The organism is Maribacter forsetii DSM 18668 (assembly GCF_000744105.1).
GTDB lineage: Bacteria > Bacteroidota > Bacteroidia > Flavobacteriales > Flavobacteriaceae > Maribacter > Maribacter forsetii.
Window position 1 is genome coordinate 2647032 of the sequence record NZ_JQLH01000001.1, and the last position, 21002, is coordinate 2668033.

Annotated in this window: 20 protein-coding genes; 11 read left to right on the plus strand and 9 right to left on the minus strand. The window is 34.2% G+C overall.

Features of this window, described 5'->3' with window-relative positions:
* Positions 1–11: 11 nt before the first annotated feature.
* Complete coding sequence (locus P177_RS11260; protein WP_036154799.1) at positions 12–1016, minus strand: sugar kinase; 1005 nt, start codon at positions 1014–1016, stop codon at positions 12–14.
* A 181-nt stretch (positions 1017–1197) separates the two neighbouring features.
* On the opposite strand from P177_RS11260, the gene P177_RS11265 reads away from it, so the two are divergent.
* Positions 1198–1839, plus strand: coding sequence for a GyrI-like domain-containing protein (locus tag P177_RS11265; RefSeq protein WP_036154800.1), 642 nt, complete (start codon positions 1198–1200; stop codon positions 1837–1839).
* A gap of 119 nt (positions 1840–1958) precedes the next feature.
* On the plus strand, positions 1959–2999 hold the full coding sequence (locus P177_RS11270) for an alpha/beta hydrolase (protein WP_051941815.1): 1041 nt from the start codon (positions 1959–1961) through the stop codon (positions 2997–2999).
* A 26-nt stretch (positions 3000–3025) separates the two neighbouring features.
* Here P177_RS11270 and P177_RS11275 read toward each other — a convergent pair whose 3' ends face one another.
* On the minus strand, positions 3026–3556 hold the full coding sequence (locus P177_RS11275) for a hypothetical protein (RefSeq protein ID WP_036154802.1): 531 nt from the start codon (positions 3554–3556) through the stop codon (positions 3026–3028).
* A gap of 160 nt (positions 3557–3716) precedes the next feature.
* Here P177_RS11275 and P177_RS11280 point away from each other — a divergent pair, with 160 nt between their 5' ends.
* A complete protein-coding gene (locus tag P177_RS11280) occupies positions 3717–4760 on the plus strand; it encodes a ThuA domain-containing protein (RefSeq protein WP_036154804.1) in 1044 nt (347 codons plus the stop codon).
* 11 nt (positions 4761–4771) lie between these two features.
* Here P177_RS11280 and P177_RS11285 read toward each other — a convergent pair whose 3' ends face one another.
* Positions 4772–5239, minus strand: coding sequence for a hypothetical protein (locus tag P177_RS11285; protein WP_036154806.1), 468 nt, complete (start codon positions 5237–5239; stop codon positions 4772–4774).
* Between the two features lie 134 nt (positions 5240–5373).
* Here P177_RS11285 and panB point away from each other — a divergent pair, with 134 nt between their 5' ends.
* From panB to P177_RS11305, 4 genes are read left to right on the plus strand one after another with little or no spacing between them, the layout of a single operon-like run.
* A complete protein-coding gene (gene panB, locus P177_RS11290; protein WP_036154808.1) occupies positions 5374–6192 on the plus strand; it encodes a 3-methyl-2-oxobutanoate hydroxymethyltransferase in 819 nt (272 codons plus the stop codon).
* A 43-nt stretch (positions 6193–6235) separates the two neighbouring features.
* Positions 6236–6724 carry a signal peptidase II gene (gene lspA, locus P177_RS11295; protein ID WP_245233030.1) on the plus strand — a complete coding sequence of 163 codons (489 nt, stop codon included), beginning with the start codon at positions 6236–6238 and terminating at the stop codon, positions 6722–6724.
* A 13-nt stretch (positions 6725–6737) separates the two neighbouring features.
* Positions 6738–7436, plus strand: coding sequence for an RluA family pseudouridine synthase (locus P177_RS11300; RefSeq protein WP_036154812.1), 699 nt, complete (start codon positions 6738–6740; stop codon positions 7434–7436).
* 31 nt (positions 7437–7467) lie between these two features.
* Positions 7468–7998: a DUF4252 domain-containing protein gene (locus P177_RS11305; RefSeq protein ID WP_245233031.1), complete on the plus strand. Its 531-nt coding sequence runs from the start codon at positions 7468–7470 to the stop codon at positions 7996–7998.
* An 8-nt stretch (positions 7999–8006) separates the two neighbouring features.
* On the opposite strand, the gene P177_RS11310 is transcribed toward P177_RS11305, so the two are convergent.
* Both P177_RS11310 and P177_RS11315 read right to left on the minus strand, forming a co-directional pair.
* Positions 8007–8867, minus strand: coding sequence for a DMT family transporter (locus P177_RS11310; protein WP_036154816.1), 861 nt, complete (start codon positions 8865–8867; stop codon positions 8007–8009).
* Positions 8868–8882: 15 nt separating this feature from the next.
* The gene (locus tag P177_RS11315; RefSeq protein ID WP_036154818.1) at positions 8883–10427 is read right to left on the minus strand and encodes a hypothetical protein; all 1545 of its coding nucleotides are present in this window, start codon (positions 10425–10427) and stop codon (positions 8883–8885) included.
* A gap of 145 nt (positions 10428–10572) precedes the next feature.
* Here P177_RS11315 and P177_RS11320 point away from each other — a divergent pair, with 145 nt between their 5' ends.
* A complete protein-coding gene (locus P177_RS11320; RefSeq protein WP_036158270.1) occupies positions 10573–11745 on the plus strand; it encodes a 2-isopropylmalate synthase in 1173 nt (390 codons plus the stop codon).
* Positions 11746–11747: 2 nt separating this feature from the next.
* Complete coding sequence (gene leuB, locus P177_RS11325; protein WP_036154820.1) at positions 11748–12866, plus strand: 3-isopropylmalate dehydrogenase; 1119 nt, start codon at positions 11748–11750, stop codon at positions 12864–12866.
* A 2-nt stretch (positions 12867–12868) separates the two neighbouring features.
* On the opposite strand, the gene P177_RS11330 is transcribed toward leuB, so the two are convergent.
* Positions 12869–14092: a TlpA family protein disulfide reductase gene (locus tag P177_RS11330; RefSeq protein WP_036154821.1), complete on the minus strand. Its 1224-nt coding sequence runs from the start codon at positions 14090–14092 to the stop codon at positions 12869–12871.
* A 127-nt stretch (positions 14093–14219) separates the two neighbouring features.
* On the opposite strand from P177_RS11330, the gene pheT reads away from it, so the two are divergent.
* Positions 14220–16649: a phenylalanine--tRNA ligase subunit beta gene (gene pheT / locus P177_RS11335; protein ID WP_036154824.1), complete on the plus strand. Its 2430-nt coding sequence runs from the start codon at positions 14220–14222 to the stop codon at positions 16647–16649.
* On the opposite strand, the gene P177_RS11340 is transcribed toward pheT, so the two are convergent.
* The gene (locus tag P177_RS11340; protein ID WP_036154826.1) at positions 16650–17222 is read right to left on the minus strand and encodes a fasciclin domain-containing protein; all 573 of its coding nucleotides are present in this window, start codon (positions 17220–17222) and stop codon (positions 16650–16652) included. It lies immediately after the preceding gene.
* Between the two features lie 206 nt (positions 17223–17428).
* Between P177_RS11340 and P177_RS11345 the strand changes: the two genes are divergently transcribed.
* Positions 17429–18151, plus strand: a complete 723-nt coding sequence (locus P177_RS11345) for a hypothetical protein (RefSeq protein WP_036154827.1) — start codon at positions 17429–17431, stop codon at positions 18149–18151.
* Positions 18152–18153: 2 nt separating this feature from the next.
* Here P177_RS11345 and P177_RS11350 read toward each other — a convergent pair whose 3' ends face one another.
* On the minus strand, positions 18154–19278 hold the full coding sequence (locus P177_RS11350; protein ID WP_036154829.1) for a hypothetical protein: 1125 nt from the start codon (positions 19276–19278) through the stop codon (positions 18154–18156).
* A 32-nt stretch (positions 19279–19310) separates the two neighbouring features.
* Entirely contained in the window at positions 19311–20933 is a 1623-nt protein-coding gene (locus P177_RS11355) for an ABC-F family ATP-binding cassette domain-containing protein (protein WP_036154831.1), read from the minus strand.
* Positions 20934–21002: the final 69 nt, after the last annotated feature.

Consider the following 21002-nt stretch of genomic DNA (forward strand, 5'->3'; position numbering starts at 1 on the left):
GTAATGATATCTCAACGCATTAATCTACCGGTAATATTTCCTGCAATTATATTATTGACCTCATTAACGGTAGCAAAATTGACGTCTCCTTCATAGGTATGTTTTAAAGCACATGCTGCGCTAGCAAACTCCATAGCTTTATAATCTTCATATTCTTGTAACCCATAAATTAGTCCTGCAGCAAAAGCATCTCCCGTACCTATACGATCAACTACATGGGTAATGTCAATATCTTCGGTTTCCCTAAACTCATGACCGTTCCACATTCGTGCTCTTATTTTATGCCAAGAGGAGTTCAGAGACGTCCTTATTTTATCGAATACTTTTTCAATACTTGGAAATTCTTTCATCAACTGCTTACTAGCCTCAATAAAATCATCATTTTCATAACCAAAATCCGTTCCTAAAACCTCGTTGATTTCATTTACACCGCCAATAAATATGGTAGAATAATTTAGTAGTTCTATAAGTGCTTCTTTAGGGTCTTGACCATATTTCCATAAACCACTACGGTAGGTTGGATCAGCAGAAACAGCTAAACCCTTTTCCCTAGCTAATTTTAAACCCTCTTTTAATACGTCAAAAGCTCCTTGAGATAAGGCTGGTGTTATCCCTGTCCAATGTAACCATTCGCCACCTTCCAACGCAGTTTCCCAATTAACTTTAGATGGTTCTATTTCAGAAAATGCGGAATGGGATCGGTTATAAGAAATCATGCTAGGTCTAATTACGGCGCCCACTTCCAAAAAGTAGACTCCCAAGGGTCTTTTAGACTTAACTACCGCTGATGTATCTACTCCAAACTTTTGAATATAAGTCAGAGCAGTATCTCCAATAAAATCATCGGATACGGCACTAATATGTTTTACATTCCCTCCAAAATTAGAAATGGAAATTCCCACATTCAACTCTGTTCCTCCAAAATAAAATTCAACTATATTAGATTGAACAAACTTCTTATTACCCCTTGGCGAAATTCGCATTAATACTTCACCGAATGTAATGACCTTACCCATAATATAAATTTTATCCTAAAATAACCAATGCACAATTAAAAACCTTAGTTGTTAAAAAATATATCAAAACAAGAGATAAATGAATGATATCTACGCAACAAAACCGTAATGAAATACTATAATTTGTATAATACTTATGTTATAAGTGCAACCTTCTTCCTTATTTATTTACTTTGTTTATATGAAGTCTACAATAAAACATGAATGGAGAAAAACGGAGAAAGGTATTTATATGCCAAAAAATAAACCTGAACTTATTAATGTTCCAAAATTTCAGTATTTGAGCATACATGGAGAAGGAAATCCAAATAGTTCTCTTTTTACAGAACATATTCAAACTTTATACAGCGTTGCTTATGCTATTAAAATGACTTTGAAAAAAATGACAGTTGTACCTGAAAACTATATTGACTGGACCGTTTACCCATTAGAAGGCGAATGGGATATTTCTGAAAGTGCAAAAAAGAACTATAAAGGCGTACTAAATAAAAATGAACTGGTTTATAATTTAATGATTAGGCAACCGGCATTTATATCTATTGATTTTTTTAATGAAATACTTGAGTATACTAAAAAAAAGAAACCACAAAGACTTTTAGAACGTATACAGTTTATAGAAATTACCGAAGGTCCATGTATTCAAATGCTACATATTGGCAGTTATGACAATGAAATTGAAACCTTTAAAAAAATGGAAGCTTTTGCCATGTCAAAAAACCTAAAAAGAAAGTCTAAAGTTCATAAAGAAATCTATTTATCTGATTTTAGAAAGGTTACTGAAGAGAAGTTAAAAACCGTTTTACGTTTTCAATTAGAGGTATAAAAGTTTGTAAAATATGTCACAAAGCAAAATAAAAATTAAGACAGATACCTTGTACCTATATAAAGTATTTGGAAAGATATCTTCGTAGCACCCATATTCATCATCAAATCATCAACAAAATGCAATTAAAGAATTTCATTTTCCTTTTAATATTACTTTCATCTAATACATCTTTTTCTCAAAAAAAAATTTCTGAAGCTAAGTTTGTTAGTATCGGTGGTATTGAACAGTGGATTACCATTAATGGAAGTGACATCAATAACCCTGTAGTTTTGTTAATACATGGTGGTCCGGGTAGTAGTATGAGTCATTTTAAAGATGATATCTATGCTGAATGGCAGAAAGAATTTACCATTGTTCACTGGGACCAGAGAGGTGCCGGCAGAACATTTGGCAGAAATTGCCCTAAAGAAATCAATGATGAATTCTATACTAACAATCTGCTAACGGTTTCAGATATGACTAATGACGGTATTGCTGTTACTCAATATATACTTAAACGTTTAAGTCAAAGAAAAGTGATATTGATGGGTACTTCTTGGGGTTCAATTCTTGCAACGAAAATGGCGCAGAAACATCCGGAATTATTTCATGCCTATATTGGTCATGCTCAATTTGTGGATTTTACAAGAAATATTGATGACGCCTATTCGCACGTATACAAAATAGCAAATATCAAAGAAGATACCCCTACCCTTTTAAAACTTAATGATTTAGGTCCGCCGCCATACCAAAGAGCTAAAAACTACGGTCAACTTTTACGTGTAGTAAAACAGTTTGAAAAAGAATTTGCAGATCCTGCCCCATCTAACTGGTGGAGAATTGCTGCAGAATACGAAAACAATGAAGATAGTAGAGATAGATATAACGGTGATGATTACTCCTTTTTAAACCTTGTTGGTGACCATACTATTGGCGTACCTTCCATGGTCAGCAATATTGATTTTAACAAAACCGCACTAACCTTTAAATTACCAGTATTCATGATTCAAGGGGAACATGATATTTTATGTTCTAAAGAGTTGAACAAACCTTATTTTGAGAAAATTAGGGCTCCAAGAAAAGAATATGTAATCGTTTCTAATGCAGCCCATGGATTTAATGAACGTATTTTAAAGAAGCAATATGAAATTGCAAAATCGCTCCGTGTGCAAAATTGAATTATGCCATCTTCAACACAAAAGAGCTACTTACCTGACCTCTCTCCAATAAAATGGTCGCTTTTTGCTTTAAAGAGCACATTAAATGTGGTTAAACTACCATAAATACGGGTAATATACTGCTGCAAGTCTATTTTTTCCTGATCATCTAAATTCTTACTTGAATTTATTTTTTGCTCCATAACACGTATACGATCACGTACCATTACTATTTTATGAAAAAATGTATTAATAGGTATTTCTTTGTTACTACCGCCGCTTTCACCTGGCTCTAAAACTATATTTCCGCCTTTCCATTTATCCGCGATAGCTACACGCTGGGTTGCATCACTCCATTTTTGTAAAATAGCAACCAATGAACTTTCTACATCAAAAAAACTTACGGTATCCACTTCATTATCAATAGCTTCAATAACTTCAAAATCAGCATCAATCTCAATAGTTTCCAATCCTTTATCCATGAATGTAACCCAATACATATTGCTAGACACATTAGTGATTACCCCCTTACCGTATTCTGCATGTAATATTCTAGATCCTATTCCTAATATTTTCATTGTATTCTAATTTTGTTTCATGCTAATTTAAGATCAGTTTTTATCATCAGCAAAAAGAAATCTACTTTTTGTTCTTTACTTATTGTTGTCTGTTTTTTGCCATCTTAACTTCTTCATGTACATTTAAAGTCAACATTGGAATTAACCATAATACATCAACATGAAAAATTTAATGTCAGTTGTTTTATTTAGCTTATTACTTACAGCTTGTGGAGAGAAAAAAAAAGAATCAGTAGAGCAAGTTCAACCACCGGCTAAATTAAAAGCTTTAATTATTGACGGACAGAACAACCACTACGTCTGGCCAAAAACTACCATGATGATGAAAGATTATTTAGAACAAACCGATTTATTTACGGTAAATGTTCAAAGAATGGACTCTGTTTGGTTGGGCATTAAATACAATAAGGATAGACCAGAAGCTTACCATTCATTTATAGAAACTTACCCATTAGAAGATAAGACCTATCATATTTCCGAGAGTCCTATTCAGACTTCAGACTTTACATTTAATTTCAATGATTATGATGTTATTATTTCTAACCTAGGTGCCGATTCACCATTGTGGCCAGAGGGAACTAGAAAGGATTTTGAAGCCTATATGAATAACGGTGGTGGTTTAGTGGTTGTTCATGCAGCCGACAATGCTTGGGGAGAATGGGACGAGTATAATAAAATGATTGGTTTAGGTGCATGGGGAGGACGTGATGAGAAGTCTGGGCCGTATGTATATTATAACGATGCAGGTAAAATTATAAAAGATTCATCTGAAGGAGTTTGTGGCTCTCACGGACCGGAGTATGAATTTCAATTAACAACTAGAGCACCAGAACACCCTATAATGAAAGGTATACCTGAGAAATGGTTGCACACACCAGATGAAATGTACGAACGCATGAGGGGACCGTTTGAAAACGCTACAATATTGGCAACTGCTTTTGCGGATGTGGAGAAAAATGCTCCGCCATGGGACCCTAACGTTAAGGGCTTAGGACAGAATGTACCGCAGTTAATGGCTATCAATTATGGTAAAGGACGTGTATTTCACTCTACATTAGGGCATTTTGATTACTCCATGGAATGTGTTGGTTTTATTACAACTTTACAACGTGGTGCCGAATGGGCAGCAACAGGAAAGGTTACTCTAAAAGTTCCAAAAGATTTCCCAAAAGCTGATGCCTCAAATTCAAGACCGTGGAAATAGTATGCTATTAATTAGTCTGAAACCGGCTTGCAATCTTCCTTTCTTCTAGAATCAACTAGATATATAATTTTCCAAGCATCTTCTTCTTTAAATAACTGAAAGGAGTTAACTCCGCAATGACTGAATTCTCCATTGTACCAAAATTCATATGGCGCCCAAACGTGCGCCATACCACCATCAATTTGTATTTTATAATCCAGAATCTTTTCATGAAAAGGTATAGAATCTGGTGTGGTAATCATAAAGTTTATTAAATCATTAAAATTTGTATCACGAACAATCATCTTGCCTAGCACATTTAAATTTACCGTTTGCATTTTAATATCGGCATCTACAACCCGCTTCATCGCAAATTCATTTTTACCATTTAAAGCATAAAAGAAAGTCTCTACCGCATACTTTACCTTCACCTCTTCTTCTATTTGGGCATTAACCAAACTATATGTCAAAAATGCTAATAGAATATAAATATTTTTCATGTTTCCGCTTCGATTAAGAATTCACTGTAAAATTAATTAATTATTAATTGTAATCTTTTAAATGGATTCTATATCCTTAATGCTTAATCTCAGTAAAACTCCTTACTTTTATGCTTGTTAATCAATATTGAAATATGTCTGTAGCTAAAAAAGAATACAAAAGAGTCACTGTAAAATCATTAGTAGAAATGAAGAAGAACGGAGAGAAAATCTCCATGTTGACTGCATACGACTATTCAATGGCCAAAATTGTAGATGCCGCTAAGGTAGATGTTATTTTGGTTGGCGATTCTGCCAGTAATGTAATGGCCGGTCATGAAACCACTTTACCTATTACCTTAGATCAAATGATTTATCATGCTTCTTCTGTTATTAGAGCAATTGACAGAGCATTAGTTGTGGTTGATTTACCATTTGGAAGTTACCAAAGTGACCCCAAAGAAGCTTTGCGTTCTGCTATTAGAATTATGAAAGAAAGTGGTGCACACGCCGTAAAATTAGAAGGCGGCGCAGAGATAAAGGAGTCTGTTAAAAGAATTCTTGCCGCTGGTATACCCGTTATGGGGCATTTAGGCTTAACACCACAGTCCATCTACAAGTTTGGAACCTACACGGTTCGTGCTAAAGAAGAGGAAGAAGCTGAAAAATTAATGGAAGATGCCAAATTACTAGAGAAACTAGGATGCTTTGGTCTGGTTCTAGAAAAAATACCCGCTCAATTAACAAAAAAGGTTTCCGAAAGCTTAACCATACCAACCATTGGTATAGGTGGTGGTAAGCACGCTGACGGACAAGTTCTTGTAGTGCATGATTTATTAGGAATGACACATGAATTCAATCCTCGTTTTCTACGTAGATACATGAACCTTTATGAAGAAATGGGCAATGCCATTTCTAACTATGTAAGCGATGTAAAAAGTCAAGATTTCCCTAATGATGAAGAGCAGTATTAAATAACAAAAACTTTTGAAGCGTTCTAAATATTTTAGTAAATTTTTGATTCTAATCATTGTTTTAATGACGGTTGGTTGCGATCAAGTATCTAAAGAACTAACACGCCAAAAAGTAGAGCCAGAAGTTTTTATTCCTGTAATAAAAAATCATTTGATTCTTACAAATGTGGAGAATACAGGTGCTATGCTTGGCTTTGGACAGGACTTCCCTCCTATTTTAAAGAGATTTCTGCTACAGGCATTACCAATGTTATTACTATTGATAATGCTCTATAGAATTATGAGCAAACCCAATTTAAATCTTTTATTGATTGTTGCTTTTGCTTTGGTCATAGGTGGCGGATTAGGAAATTTAATAGACCGAATTGCTTATGGGTCCGTTACAGATTTTTTTCAGATTAGATTAGGCGTATGGAGAACGGGAATATTCAATATGGCTGACGTTGCAGTAACCATTGGCGTTCTTATGTTTATATTTTTAATAATAAGAGGAAAAAAAACTGGCAATTTAGGTAGTACAATAATTAATTAGATAAGACTAAAATTTGTCGAAAAAACAACATTCTACCGTAGATAACCTTCAAGTACTATTTGAAGACAATCACTTAATAGTAATCAACAAACGCCCAGGTGATATCGTACAAGGTGATAAAACTGGCGATAGACCGTTAAGTGACACCGTAAAAGCATTTCTAAAGAAAAAGTATAACAAACCCGGCAATGTATATTTAGGAGTTGTGCATCGTTTGGATCGCCCTACATCTGGTATTGTAGTATTTGCCAAAACCTCTAAAGCTTTACCTAGGCTAAACAAAATGTTTGCGGAGAAAGATGCAAAAAAAACCTATTGGGCAGTGGTAAAAAATTGTCCGAACGAAGCTGAGAAAAGATTGGTTCATTGGATGAAGCGAAATACGAAACAAAACAAATCTTACGCCCACATCAAAGAAGTTCCAGATAGTAAAAAAGCAATTTTAACGTACCGCATCATAAAAAAATTAGATAGATATTTTCTTTTGGAAGTTGATTTGGAAACTGGTCGTCACCATCAAATAAGGTCACAGCTTACTGCCATTGGCAGCCCTATTAAGGGCGACTTAAAATACGGATTTGACAGAAGCAATGCTAACGGCAGTATTCATTTACATGCTAGAAAACTGCGTATAATACATCCAGTAAAAAAAGAACCTTTAGAAATTATTGCTCCTCCACCAAATGATCCTATTTGGAATGCATGTCTTTAATTTTCTTACTTTTAGTACAAACACTTTTACCATGTTAAAGAAAATTTGTGCCTTAATTATATTCTTAGTAATTACTTCTTGCGGTAGTTACAACTCTATTGATACATTTTATAACGCCCATAAAAATGATAATCAAGTTACCGCGGTGCGTGTACCACAATTCATGTTATCTATGATCAGTGAAATCTCTCCAGAAATGAAAGCTATGGTAGGAAATACCAAAGATTTAAGATACATGCAATTCCCAAGCACAACGGCAGATAGAACCCAATTTTTAAATCAGCAAATGAACGGTATTACAGGTAACTCTTTTATTGAGGTATTTAGAAAGAATGATAATTTAAAGCGTAATGTAGTTTCCGTACGTGAAAAAAAGAATTCCGTAAAAGAGATATTAATTTACAACAACGATAACCAAAACGGTTCGTTTTTATATTTCAATGGTGATTTTGACCCTGTAAAAGTTAGAGAGATGGCTAAAAATGAACAGTTTACCAAATTCGGAGATAATATCATCAATCAATTTGGCGCTAGTACACCAGGTATCAATTCACAGAACTAAGAATAACTTCAAGTCGGTTTTTTAGAACGTATACTTTCTATTACCACCGAACTTAAAATAAGTATACCTCCTAAAATTGTTGTTCCTTTTGGTATTTCAGATAAGAAAATAGCTCCTATCAAAATACCATAAACAGGTTGCACACTACTTAATATACTTACTGTAGTAATATTGAAATGTTTAAACGTCATCAAGAACATAGTATGACCAATAGCCGTGGTTAAAACCGCTAGTGCAACCAATACTTCCCATTGATTTAAAAGCGTAGTTGTTGGTACCGAAAATAAGAAAGGAAATAAAACAATGCCAACAATTGCAGTCTGATACGTCATAAGCATTGAACCATTATATCTTGAAACTTTTTGCTTCAAAATAATATTGCGCAAAGCGTATGCAAGAGCAGAAAATACACCAAAACCGATAGCTATTGTATATGAATTTTCAATATCTAAGGTGGGACTAAGAAAATACATTCCGGTAAGCACTAAAAAAGCAAGGAGCAAATGCACTAATTGAAATTTGGTTTTTAAAAGAATAGGTTCTAAAAAAGCCGTTATCACTGGGTACGTAAATATAGAAAGCATACCTATTGCCACATTAGATAACTTTAATGCGTAGAAATAAGTTACCCAGTGTACTCCCATTAATATCCCACTTAGAAAAATTACCGGAGCATCTCTTTTATCTATTTTTAAACTGAATCCTTTCCATTTACAATATAGAAACAATGCCAAAAAAGCTAGTATTGCCCTAGCACCAATTGCCACAGGCACCGACAACTGAACATAACGTCCTAAGGCACCAGACGTAGCTACAAAAAGCATGGCGAGGTTAATTTCCAATAAATGCTGAAGGTGATTACTTTTCATCTACATAAATTTCACCTAACGTGATTTTTTCAACGCTTTTTCTCGCATAATTTGAGAGACAGGTTTATTCTGCAAATGACTCTCTAACCATGATAAAATATCCAAGTACAAGAAAGCCCTTTTTTCGTACGGATGATCCTCGTATTTTTTAAGTTCGTTATATAATTTCTGAAATTCAGCTTTTAACTGGTTAGGATAAATACCGCCTAAACTTCTAAGAAACTTTATCATCTCTTTTTGTACGGCATGCATATCATCCATCTTCAATAAAAACTTATACGTGCTTTTTAATTGAACTTCTAAATGATAGTCCATACCCGCCTCATAATGAGCAACTAAACTTAATACACGCGCAAAACACATTAGGTCTTCTCGCATTTTTAAGTTCTTATTCTCAATAATCTTTTTTAAATATTGAATACAGGTTTTATTATCTCCAATACCAAAATACAGACATGCTATTTTATAATAAAGAACCATTACATGGTGTACATCTATCCTATCTCTATGCTTATTGATACCGTATTCAATAATCTTTACCAGATATAATCCTTTTTCAAAAGTCCCTTCAAGAAAATGCAGGTTTAATTTATTGGCATTTAAATACATAAATACCAGAGAATTAATATTATCGTTATTTGGAAATTCTTTCTCTTTTATTGTAATCTCCAAACGTTCCAAAACTTCTTTAAACTGAGAACTATACTGAACATAAAAAAGAGATTCTAATAAATAATGATTCCCTTTTAAGAAGAACACCGGATTTAAATAAATCATGTCCTTATGATCATAGAAAAGATCTACCCATTTACTGGCATATTTAAAGCACGATAAGAAATCTTGGGTTAAAAAACTATACCATAAGTGAGCTTTGTATAACCATAACTTTTCTCTAAAACCTAAGTCCTCAATATTATATAACGGCAAATGATCATTGAAGTATGTTTTTACCTTGATATAATCTTCATCACTTCTAGCATAACCTACTTTAAGCATCATGCCATATAATTGCAGAGAAAGATTAGAAAGCTTACTTGTCATTACATTATGCGCAGATAATTCTTTTGCCTGTATAGCTAGCTCATCAGCACGATCAGGTATACTGCGGGTAATGTACTGAGTTTCAATAATTTTCTCTAGCTCAACAATTTCGTAAGCAATGTTCTTTTCTTCATTTTCAATAGCGATAGCCTTTACTTTATCCAAAATTTTCAAACTTTGCTTATAAAGCCCTTTTTGATATAAAATAGTTGCAAAATCTAACTGCTCTCGTATCTGAACCCTTATATTTTGGTTAACAGGGTTCAACCTTAGGCTTACCAAAATCTGTTTATAAAGGTGAGCTTTTAAGTTAGAAAGTTGTGCCTTTTTAACAATACCACTTTCGAGTATGGTTTTCTCATCATATCGCTTAATCTTATCCAATAAATTGAACAGCGCCAAAAATTTGGCATCGGTATTCACTCCCAATCTGCCTACATAAAGCTTAAATTGACGCTTCTCTGATTTAGAAAGTGATTTAACTAAAACGAACAAAGCATCTTTATGCGCATTTGTCATCGTAAAAATATGAGTTTAAGTAATTGAAATTCAATGTTTTATATACCTATAAATCTGACTTAACATTGTAAACAAGTTTACAAATTTTCTTAGCCTTATGTTTTAGGTTATATATTCGTTTGACGAGTAAAACTACGTAAATAATATGAGTAAAGATATCGTTCAAATATTTGACACTACTTTAAGAGATGGAGAGCAAGTACCAGGTTGTAAATTAGACCGGGAGCAAAAATTGGTCATTGCTGAACGCCTAGATGTACTAGGTGTTAATGTAATTGAAGCTGGTTTTCCCGTTTCAAGTCCTGGAGATTTCAAATCTGTAGAAGCCATAGCTAAACTCGTTAAAAATGCTACTGTTTGTGGATTGACACGTGCAGTCAAAAATGACATTGAAGTCGCAGCAGAAGCTCTTAAACATGCTAAAATTCCAAGAATACATACTGGAATTGGTACATCTGACTCTCATATTAAATTTAAATTCAATTCTAATAGAGATGCGATTATTGAGCGTGCAGTTTCCGCTGTTAGCTATGCCAAGACTTTTGTTGAAGATGTTGAGTTTTACGCTGAAGATGCCGGCCGAACAGATAATGAGTTTTTGGCTCGCGTATGCGAAGCGGTAATTAAAGCAGGTGCTACTGTTCTTAATATTCCTGATACTACAGGGTATTGTTTGCCAGATGAATATGGCGCCAAAATAAAATATTTATATGAAAACGTAAAAGGCATAGACAAGGCTATACTATCATGTCACTGTCATAACGATTTAGGTTTGGCAACCGCAAATTCAATTGCCGGCGTCATTAATGGCGCAAGACAAATTGAATGTACCATAAATGGTATTGGTGAACGCGCCGGTAATACTTCTTTAGAAGAAGTCGTCATGATTATGCGCCAACATCCCAATTTAAATTTTGATACTACCATAAACAGTAAATTACTTTATGATACCAGTTTAATGGTTTCTCGTAAAATGGGTATGATGGTGCAACCTAACAAAGCTATTGTAGGCGCCAATGCATTTGCGCATAGTTCTGGTATTCACCAAGATGGAGTTATTAAAAATAGGGAAACTTATGAGATTATAGATCCTGCGGATGTAGGTGTCACAGAATCTTCTATTGTTTTGACTGCAAGAAGTGGTAGAGCTGCCCTAGCATACAGAGCAAAAATTGTGGGTTACGAATTAACGAAAACACAATTAGATGACGTATATCAAGAATTCTTAAGATATGCGGACACTAGAAAAGAAGTAAAAGATGATGATATTCATCAAATTATAGAGACTTCAAATATAGATTTACAAAGTATTAGCTAATTATGCATCTAGATATTGCTGTTTTAGAGGGAGATGGAATTGGACCTGAGGTCGTTGCACAATCTATAAAGTGCCTACGATCTGTTGAAGAAACTTTTGGGCATAGCTTCACCTTTAAAAAGGGACTTATTGGGGCATCTGCTATCAAACAAACAGGTAGCCCATTGCCAAAAGAAACGCTAAAATTATGCAAAACTACAGATGCCACTTTATTTGGCGCGTTAGGCTTACCGGAATTTGATGACGATCCTAAATCAAAGGTTTGGCCAGAGCAAGGTTTATTAAAATTACGTAAGAAATTAGGACTATTTGCAAATATTAGACCCGTAAAAGTTTTTCCTTCTTTAGTAAAACAATCACCACTTTCCAAAACCCAAGTGCAGAATACCGATTTGGTTATTTTCAGAGAGCTTGCTGGCGGAATTTATTATGGCGAAAAATCTATTGACGAAGAAAAGAATTCTGCTACTGACACCTGTACTTATTCAGAATCTGAAATAAGCAGAATTGCGCATTTAGCTTTTAAATCTGCCCGTTCAAGAAAAAAGAAGGTAACATTGGTTGATAAAGCCAATGTTCTTGAAACATCTCGTTTATGGAGACGTGTGGTGCGCTCAATTTCTGAAAGCTACCCAGATGTAACGCTTAACTGCCTATTTATAGACAATGCGGCTGTACAGATGATTTTAAACCCTTCTCAGTTCGATGTTATTCTAACCGATAATATGTTCGGTGATATTCTTTCTGACCAAGGAAGTGTTATTGCAGGATCGATTGGACTTTTACCGTCAGCTTCAGTTGGACTTGAGCATGCCATGTTCGAGCCAATACACGGTTCTTATCCAGATGCAGCAGGCAAAAATATTGCAAACCCCGTAGCTTCTATTTTAAGCATGGCGATGCTATTGCAACATTTTAAGATGAACGAAGAATCTGATGCCGTCGTTGCTGCAGTATTAAAATCATTTTCTAAAAAAATTGTTACTCCAGATATTTTAGGAAGCTCTAAATATGGTACTAATTACGTAGGTGATTTTATAGCCGACAACATTATGGAATTAGACGGAAATTTCAATATCAACGATGAAAACATCGGGCTAGGAAAATCTACGATTATATAACCTTATTCATTATTCAATTCGGTAATTAACGCATTAAATTCTGTTTTAAACTCCTCAAACTTCTCCCCGGTTGCAGGACCGTTAAAACCGGTATGAATTTTTCGAACATCACCTTTTTTATCAATAAAAATAGTAGTGGGATACGAAAGTACGTGGTTTAGCATCGGTAATTTCTCTTGAGCTTTTTGCTTGTCATAAGTACCGTATTGTGCCAATAGAATAGGATATGTTACTTCTACCCTATCTTTCAATCTTTTAATTCCCTTTTTGGCAATTTCTTCTGTTTTGGCAGATTCAAAGGCTAAACCTATTACTTCAATTTCGTTATTCCCCTTTAAATAATCTACTAAATATTTAGTTTCATCTAAACAGTTAGGGCACCAGGTACCCATCAACTGAACAATCACTACCTTATCTTGATATTTTTTATCACTTAAAGAGATCATATTCCCTTCTACATCAGGGAAAGTAAATGCCAATTTATCATATCCTTCCTTTAAAAAAGTTAATGAATCCGGGTCTGGCAATTCAAACCCATCATTTCTAGTAGCTACAAAGGGCTCCTTAAAATGATTACCAGAGTAAAAAACACCGTTCATTGTAGAATCTGTAATCTTTGCATTGAATAGAAAAGCATGGGCACCATCAAATGCGGATAATTTTAAAGAATCTCCATCAAGAACACCATCTAAAAACCTATAATCTCCTGTTGTAGTTCTAAAAGTACCCGTAACCTTATTATCATCTTGTAAAAAAATACCTTTACCCACGTATTCCTCTTCTAAATCAGGGCTAAAATAGGTTTCCCAAATGCCTGAAACATTCTTATCTATACTTCCATTCTTAATCTTGAACCGTTCTTCTTCACCGTAAATAGCCTTAAAGGGCACAATTCTATCTAGGCTTTCTTTAATAAACTTACCTTCAATAGAATTTTTAGTAAAAGTACCTGATAGGTAACCTTCAAAAACCGGTGTCTGCATAATTATAGAGTCACCACTTATTTCTATTTCATCTACATCAATAACTTCTTCTGCATTAAAAATTTGCATTGTATACTTACCATGGGCATTTTTATTGACCTTTAGATTAAAAGGTAATATTTGGTTATCCATCACATCTAACTCTACAAGCCAATTACCCTCAGATAAGTTTTCATTTTGCCCATTCTCTTTACACCCAACTAATAACATTAAAACGGATAGTACTGCAATACTAAATCTCATAATTCATTTTTAATTTAACTTCTAATAAACAATTAAAATGGCAGAATTAAAAATTAAAATAAAGACTTCATAGCTTATAGAATGTATACGGGCATTGTTTTATCTTTGCAACCTATAAATTTTTTGAATGAAAATATCATATAACTGGCTTAAACAGTTCATACAAATAGATTGGGAATCACAAAAAACCGGAGAACTTTTAACTGATTTAGGTTTAGAAGTTGAAGGAGTTGAAAAATTTGAATCTGTAAAAGGCGGATTAAAAGGGATTGTTGTTGGTCATGTATTAAGTTGTGAGAAACACACCAATGCGGATAAGTTGAATGTTACAATGGTAGATATAGGTCTTGAAGCTCCTGTACAAATAGTTTGTGGCGCCAAGAATGTTGCTGTAGGTCAGAAAGTACCGGTTGCTACTATTGGCACTACACTATATACCGCTGAAGGTGAAGCTTGGACCATTAAAAAAGGAAAGATAAGAGGGGAAGAAAGCTTTGGCATGATTTGCGCCGAAGACGAATTAGGTCTTGGTAATAGTCATGATGGTATCATGGTGCTTGACAAAAGTCTTAAAGTGGGCACACCTTGTTCAGAGGTTTTTGACATTGAAGAGGATGAAGTTTTTGAAATTGGCCTAACACCAAACCGTGCCGATGCCATGAGTCATTTTGGCGTAGCAAGAGATTTAAAAGCGGGGCTTAAACAAAAGGAAATCACAAAAGAATTGATTACCCCTTCTACAAGTCATTTCAATATAAACGATAGATCACTTAAAATTGATGTTGATGTATTAAAACCTGAGTTGGCGCCACGTTACTGCGGTATAAGCTTGAGTAACTTAATCATTCAGCCCTCTCCTACATGGCTTCAAAATAGATTAAAAGCTATTGGTCTTACACCAAAAAACAATGTGGTAGATGCCACAAACTATGTTCTACATGAACTAGGGCAACCATTACACGCTTTTGATGCTGCAAAAATTAAAGGAAACAAAATAGTTGTCAAAACATTAGAGAAGGGTACCAAATTCACAACACTTGACGGAGTTGAAAGAACTTTGCACGAAGATGATTTAATGATTTGCGACACCGAAAAACCATTATGTTTAGCAGGTGTATTTGGCGGATTAGGTTCTGGTGTAACCGAAGAAACAACATCTATATTTTTGGAGAGTGCTTATTTCAATCCTGTTTCTATCAGAAAATCAGCCAAAAGACATGGTTTAAATACTGATGCGTCTTTTAGATTTGAACGTGGTATCGATATTGAAAATGTGGAGTACAGTTTAAAACGTGCAGCCCTTTTAATCAAAGAAATTGCAGGTGGGGAAATCACCTCTGACGTTTACGACCTATACCCTAAAAAACATCCGAATTTTGAAGTGTTCTTGGCTTTTAAAAAAATCAATAAGCTTATTGGGCAAGAAATTCCACAAGACACTATAAAATCAATATTAGCATCTTTAGACATTAAAGTCAAAAATGTTACTGAAGCAGGAATGGGACTTGAAGTTCCTTCTTATCGTGTTGATGTGCAGCGACAAGTAGACGTTATTGAAGAAATTTTAAGAGTATACGGGTACAACAATGTAGCTTTTGGCCAAAAATTTAATGCATCTATAGCTACGACAGAAGCAGCTGCCGACCATACAATACAAAACATTGTTGGCAATGCTTTAGCTGCAAAAGGTTATTATGAAATCTTAACCAATAGTTTAACAAACCCTGACTATACCTCTTTAGTGCCAAATGAGGACCAAGAGCGTAAATCTATTGAAATAATCAACCCTTTAAGTGGTGATTTATCTATACTAAGAAGAACTTCTTTATTCTCTGCATTAGAGGTCGCTAGTCATAATATTAACCGTAGACGTCCTAATCTTAAATTATTCGAGTTTGGAAAAACCTACTATGCTAAAGGCGACAAACGCATTGAACCAAAATATTTAAGTATATTAATTAGTGGAGATTCAATACCAGATAGCTGGACTAACAATGCCATTGCTTCTAACTTTTTTGAACTTAAATCAATAGTAAGGTCTGTTCTATTGAGATTAGGGTTATCAGATTTAAAAAGTACACCAACAAATTCACCATTATTTTCTGAAGGATTATCATTTACACATAAGAAAAAAGAATTGGTTTCTTTTGGTTTGATAAAGACATCTATTCTAAAACATTTTGACATAAAGCAAAATGTGCTGTTCGCAGATTTTGATTGGGACGCTGTTTTAAAACAAATTAAAACGTCACCGGTTAGTTATAAAGAAATTCCAAAACACCCAGAAGTAAAAAGGGATTTTGCATTATTACTAGATAATAAAGCTACTTACAAAGAACTTTATGACCTTGCATTTGGGGCGGAGCGCAAATATTTAAAAGACATGACGCTTTTTGATGTATACGAAGGCAAAAATTTACCAGAAGGTAAGAAATCTTATGCAGTAAGTTTTACTCTGCAAGATGACAAAAGCACTTTAACTGAAAAGCAAATAGAAAAAATTATGTCTAAGTTACAGAATACTTACGAACGTAATTTAGGAGCTACACTGCGCTAATCAAAGCATTTTTTCTGGCACAAAAACGGTATCAACCTCATGGATGATGCCGTTAGATTGATTAGAATCTGCAGTGGTAATAACTGCGCTGTTCCCAAATGTATCTGTAAGGACAATGTCTATACCTTTCATGGTTGCCGTTATTTTTTCTCCTTGAATAGTAGTAAACTTTGCAATACCGTTGCCTCTGCACATTGCCTTTAAAATTGTAGAAGCCGATAATTTATCTGCTACAATGTGATAAGAAAGCATATCTCTCAATGTTTTTCTATTTTCAGGATCGTATAATTTATCGATAGTATTTTTTGATAGCTTTTCAAATGCAAGGTTAGAAGGTGCAAAAACAGTAAATTCTCCTGTATAATCCAAGACCTTGTCCAAATTTGTAGCCCTTAGAGCATCTAGCAAAGAAGAATGATTAGCAAAAGATTCTGTTCGTTCTAAAATGGATTTTTCCGTCTTAATATTAGAGATAAGATTCTCGAATTTAAATTCAATTGCATTGTCCTGTGCATAGGCCTGAATCCCTAAAAATAGGGCGCACAGGGACACGAGGGATGTCCATTTTTTCATGATAGTTGGTTCTTAAGGGGCAAATGTTCTAAAAATCGACAAACGGTTCGATTTCTTCGTCAAGATACAATTTGATGTGTTTGACACCTAGCCAAAATTATCAAATAGAATGATTTTAACATTTTATTAACTTTTAATTAAGTTGAACAGAATTTTGATGAAATCACTAATTAACTAACTTTGAGTGTATTGCTAAAAAAAAGAATATGTTTCTACCTAAAACGAATATTGAACAAAAGCTATCTAAAGTTAGAAATAAGCAGGCTTCATCTGATGAGACAAGAATGAAAGAAGTCTATGGCATTCTTTCTAATCTTGATAATGAACTAGAAAGAATTGAAGATAATATTTCAACCAGCAAAGGTATTCCATTTAATAATTTCAATATTGACTTATTGGATAGTGGAAAGATTTATCACATTGACGAAATCAAACAAATTTGCATCGATTATAGATTACGCTTTTTAGATACAAAATATTTTAAAGGACAAATTCCCGCAGAAGCGTTATCAAAAATTAAAACGCTAGAGAAAGAACATGAATTGGAAATAAAAACATTTAAAATAATAGCTCCCTCTAAACTTTTTAAACTAGAAGATAAAGATGATCCATTATTATTTGCTCCCATAGGTAATAAATATCACTATTTAGTGCATCAATGGGGTAATGACCTGCACCCGTTACGCAAGTTATTAATGTGGCCATTTAAAAATATAGTTAATTTAGCCTTTATAGTATTTTTGTTGAGTTTTGCTATAACATTACTAATACCAGACGGACTCTTTTCAAAATCAAGCTCTAATGCTCAATTTTGGATATTGTTCTTTTTCATGTTCAAGTGTATGGCCTCAGTAGTAATATTTTACGGGTTTGCAATGGGCAAGAACTTTAATCCGGCTATTTGGAACAGTAAATATTTTAATAGCTAAATCTATTCTACAAAAATGGTTCTAGGCACTCCGTCTAAATCAATATTATCAATTAATTTAAAATCAGGAGCAGGAGTAATTCTTAGAATTCCCCCTTTATCTGTCTGCCCATTTTTCTCATAGCCTATTAGAACATAATTGTTCTTTTCATCGTACGCAATTGCAGATGTATTTGCTACACTATATTTCATATTTAACTCAGTCTCTGTCAAGAAATTTTCAAATAGATATACAACGGTACTATTCTTTTCAAAGTCGTAAATTGCCGGCACCTCTTCTATTTCTGCACTTGGCACGTTTTTTTGAAAATAAAACTTACCGCTATTATCAATATAAAAATCTGTAGTTGTTATAAAACCCGGTTCCGTATTCTCACCATAAGTAGTGTATGATTTATCTAAAGTAATAGGGTCTATAATAGTGTGTAATTCAGGATAGCTGATAATAATATCACCACTGCTATTGGTAAATAAACGTTGTGCATCTAATCCCAAATCCAATTCCATTAAAACTTCATTGGTATTCAGATCTATTGCAGATAAATGAAATTCATCTGTAATGAATTCGTTTATTGTTAATACAAATAATCTGTCAGTTGAAATAACTACATCAACAGGCTTCTTGTCCAAAGAAATTTCTGTTGGATCATTGACTGAACCAATAAGTGAATTTAGACGAACAACAAATTGATTATCCTTACCAAGCAACTCTCTCTCGTAAGCTACTGCCAACATTTCATTTGAATGAGCCATTGAAAGCACATTTATATCACACGCATTTATATCTTCAAAAAGTGATACCGATTCAGTAATAGAAGTTTCAGCATTATACCATTGTAATGTTGCCAGGCAATTGGTGGTAGCGTAATAACTTATATCTGTTGCTGTTTTATAAGTTATAGCGTTAGAAGGAATATCAGTAAATGAACTTAAGGTACTTTTTACTGCAAATTCTTCATTACCAGATCCCACAACAACCCCATTTAACAGATTGTTATTTTGAAGAAAAACAGTATAATCAACTTGTACACTTGTTGCTACTTCTTCTTCAACTTGTTCAGAAGATTTTTCGCATGCAAAGAAACTAAAGGCCAGCGCAAAGCAGGCCACATATTTGTAGGTTTTCATAAAACATCGATTTGGGTTAATCTATTCTATGCTTATTCAGCGTACATTTTGTTACGCTGATCTTTTAATGCCTTGTCAGACATATATTCATCAAACGTTGAATACCTATCAATGTTGCCTTTAGGAGTTAATTCTATGATTCTATTTGCAACTGTTTGTGCAAACTCATGATCATGTGTTGTTAACATAACAGTTCCCTTAAAGTTCTTAAGAGAGTTATTGAATGCCGTAATACTTTCTAAATCTAAGTGATTTGTAGGCTCATCTAACATCAATACATTTGCACGCAGTAACATCATTCTACTCAACATACAACGTACTTTCTCTCCTCCAGAAAGAACCGTACATTTTTTTAAGGCTTCTTCTCCACTAAATAGCATTTTACCCAAGAAACCACGTATGTAAACTTCTTCACGTTCTTCCTCGGTTTTGGCGTATTGGCGCAACCAATCTACTAAATTGATGTTACTTGTAAAAAAGTCTGAATTATCTGCTGGCAGATAAGATTGTGTGGTAGTAATACCCCACTGAAAAGTACCTTTATCTGCTTTTTTATTACCGTTTATAATATCATAGAACGCTGATGTGGCTCTAGAATCTCTTGAAATAATGGCAATTTTATCTCCTTTTGCCAAGTTGATGTTTACATTGTCGAATAATATGTCTCCTTCATCAGTTGAAGCGGAAAGTCCTTCTACATTCAATATTTGATCACCAGCTTCTCGCTCTCTATCAAATATAATTGCAGGATATCTACGGCTAGAGGGTTTAATATCATCTACCTTTAACTTAGACAACATCTTTTTACGAGAAGTTGCTTGCTTACTTTTTGCAACGTTTGCACTAAAACGAGCAATAAATTCTTGCAGTTCCTTTGCTTTTTCTTCCGCCTTCTTGTTTTGTTGTGCACGTTGACGAGCTGCTAATTGGCTACTCTCATACCAAAACGTATAGTTACCTGAATATAAATTCAATTTTCCGAAATCTATATCGCCAATATCAGTACAAACCGTATCTAAGAAGTGACGGTCATGACTCACTACTATTACCGTATTTTCATAATCTGCCAAGAAATTCTCTAACCAACTAATTGTTTCATAATCCAAGTCGTTGGTAGGCTCATCCATAATCAACACATCAGGATTTCCAAATAATGCCTGTGCCAAAAGCACACGTACTTTTAATTTAGAATCTAACTCGGACATTAAAGTGAAATGCAAATCCGCGTTTATACCTAAGTTTGACAATAATGCAGCTGCGTTACTATCTGCGTTCCACCCGTTCATTTCTTCAAATTTCACCTGCAACTCCCCTATTCTATCTGCATTTTTATCATCGTAATCAGCATAAAGGGCATCTATCTCTTTTTTGATCTCATAAAGCGGTTTGTTACCCATAACAACAGCTTCTAATACCGTAAAATCATCAGCAGAGTTATGATTCTGTTCTAATATGGACATTCTCTTACCTGGCTCTAAATGCACATGACCAGAAGTTGGGTCCATTTGCCCAGCTAGTATTTTCAAAAAAGTAGATTTACCGGCACCGTTAGCACCAATAATACCATAACAGTTACCTTGGGTAAAGGCAACGTTTACTTCATCGAACAATACTCGTTTACCAAATTGGACAGAAAGATTAGAAACAGATAACATAGAAACAAAATTTTAAAAATCCGTGCAAAAATACAGAATTTATAGGCTTGAACTACCTAGTTTAGTATC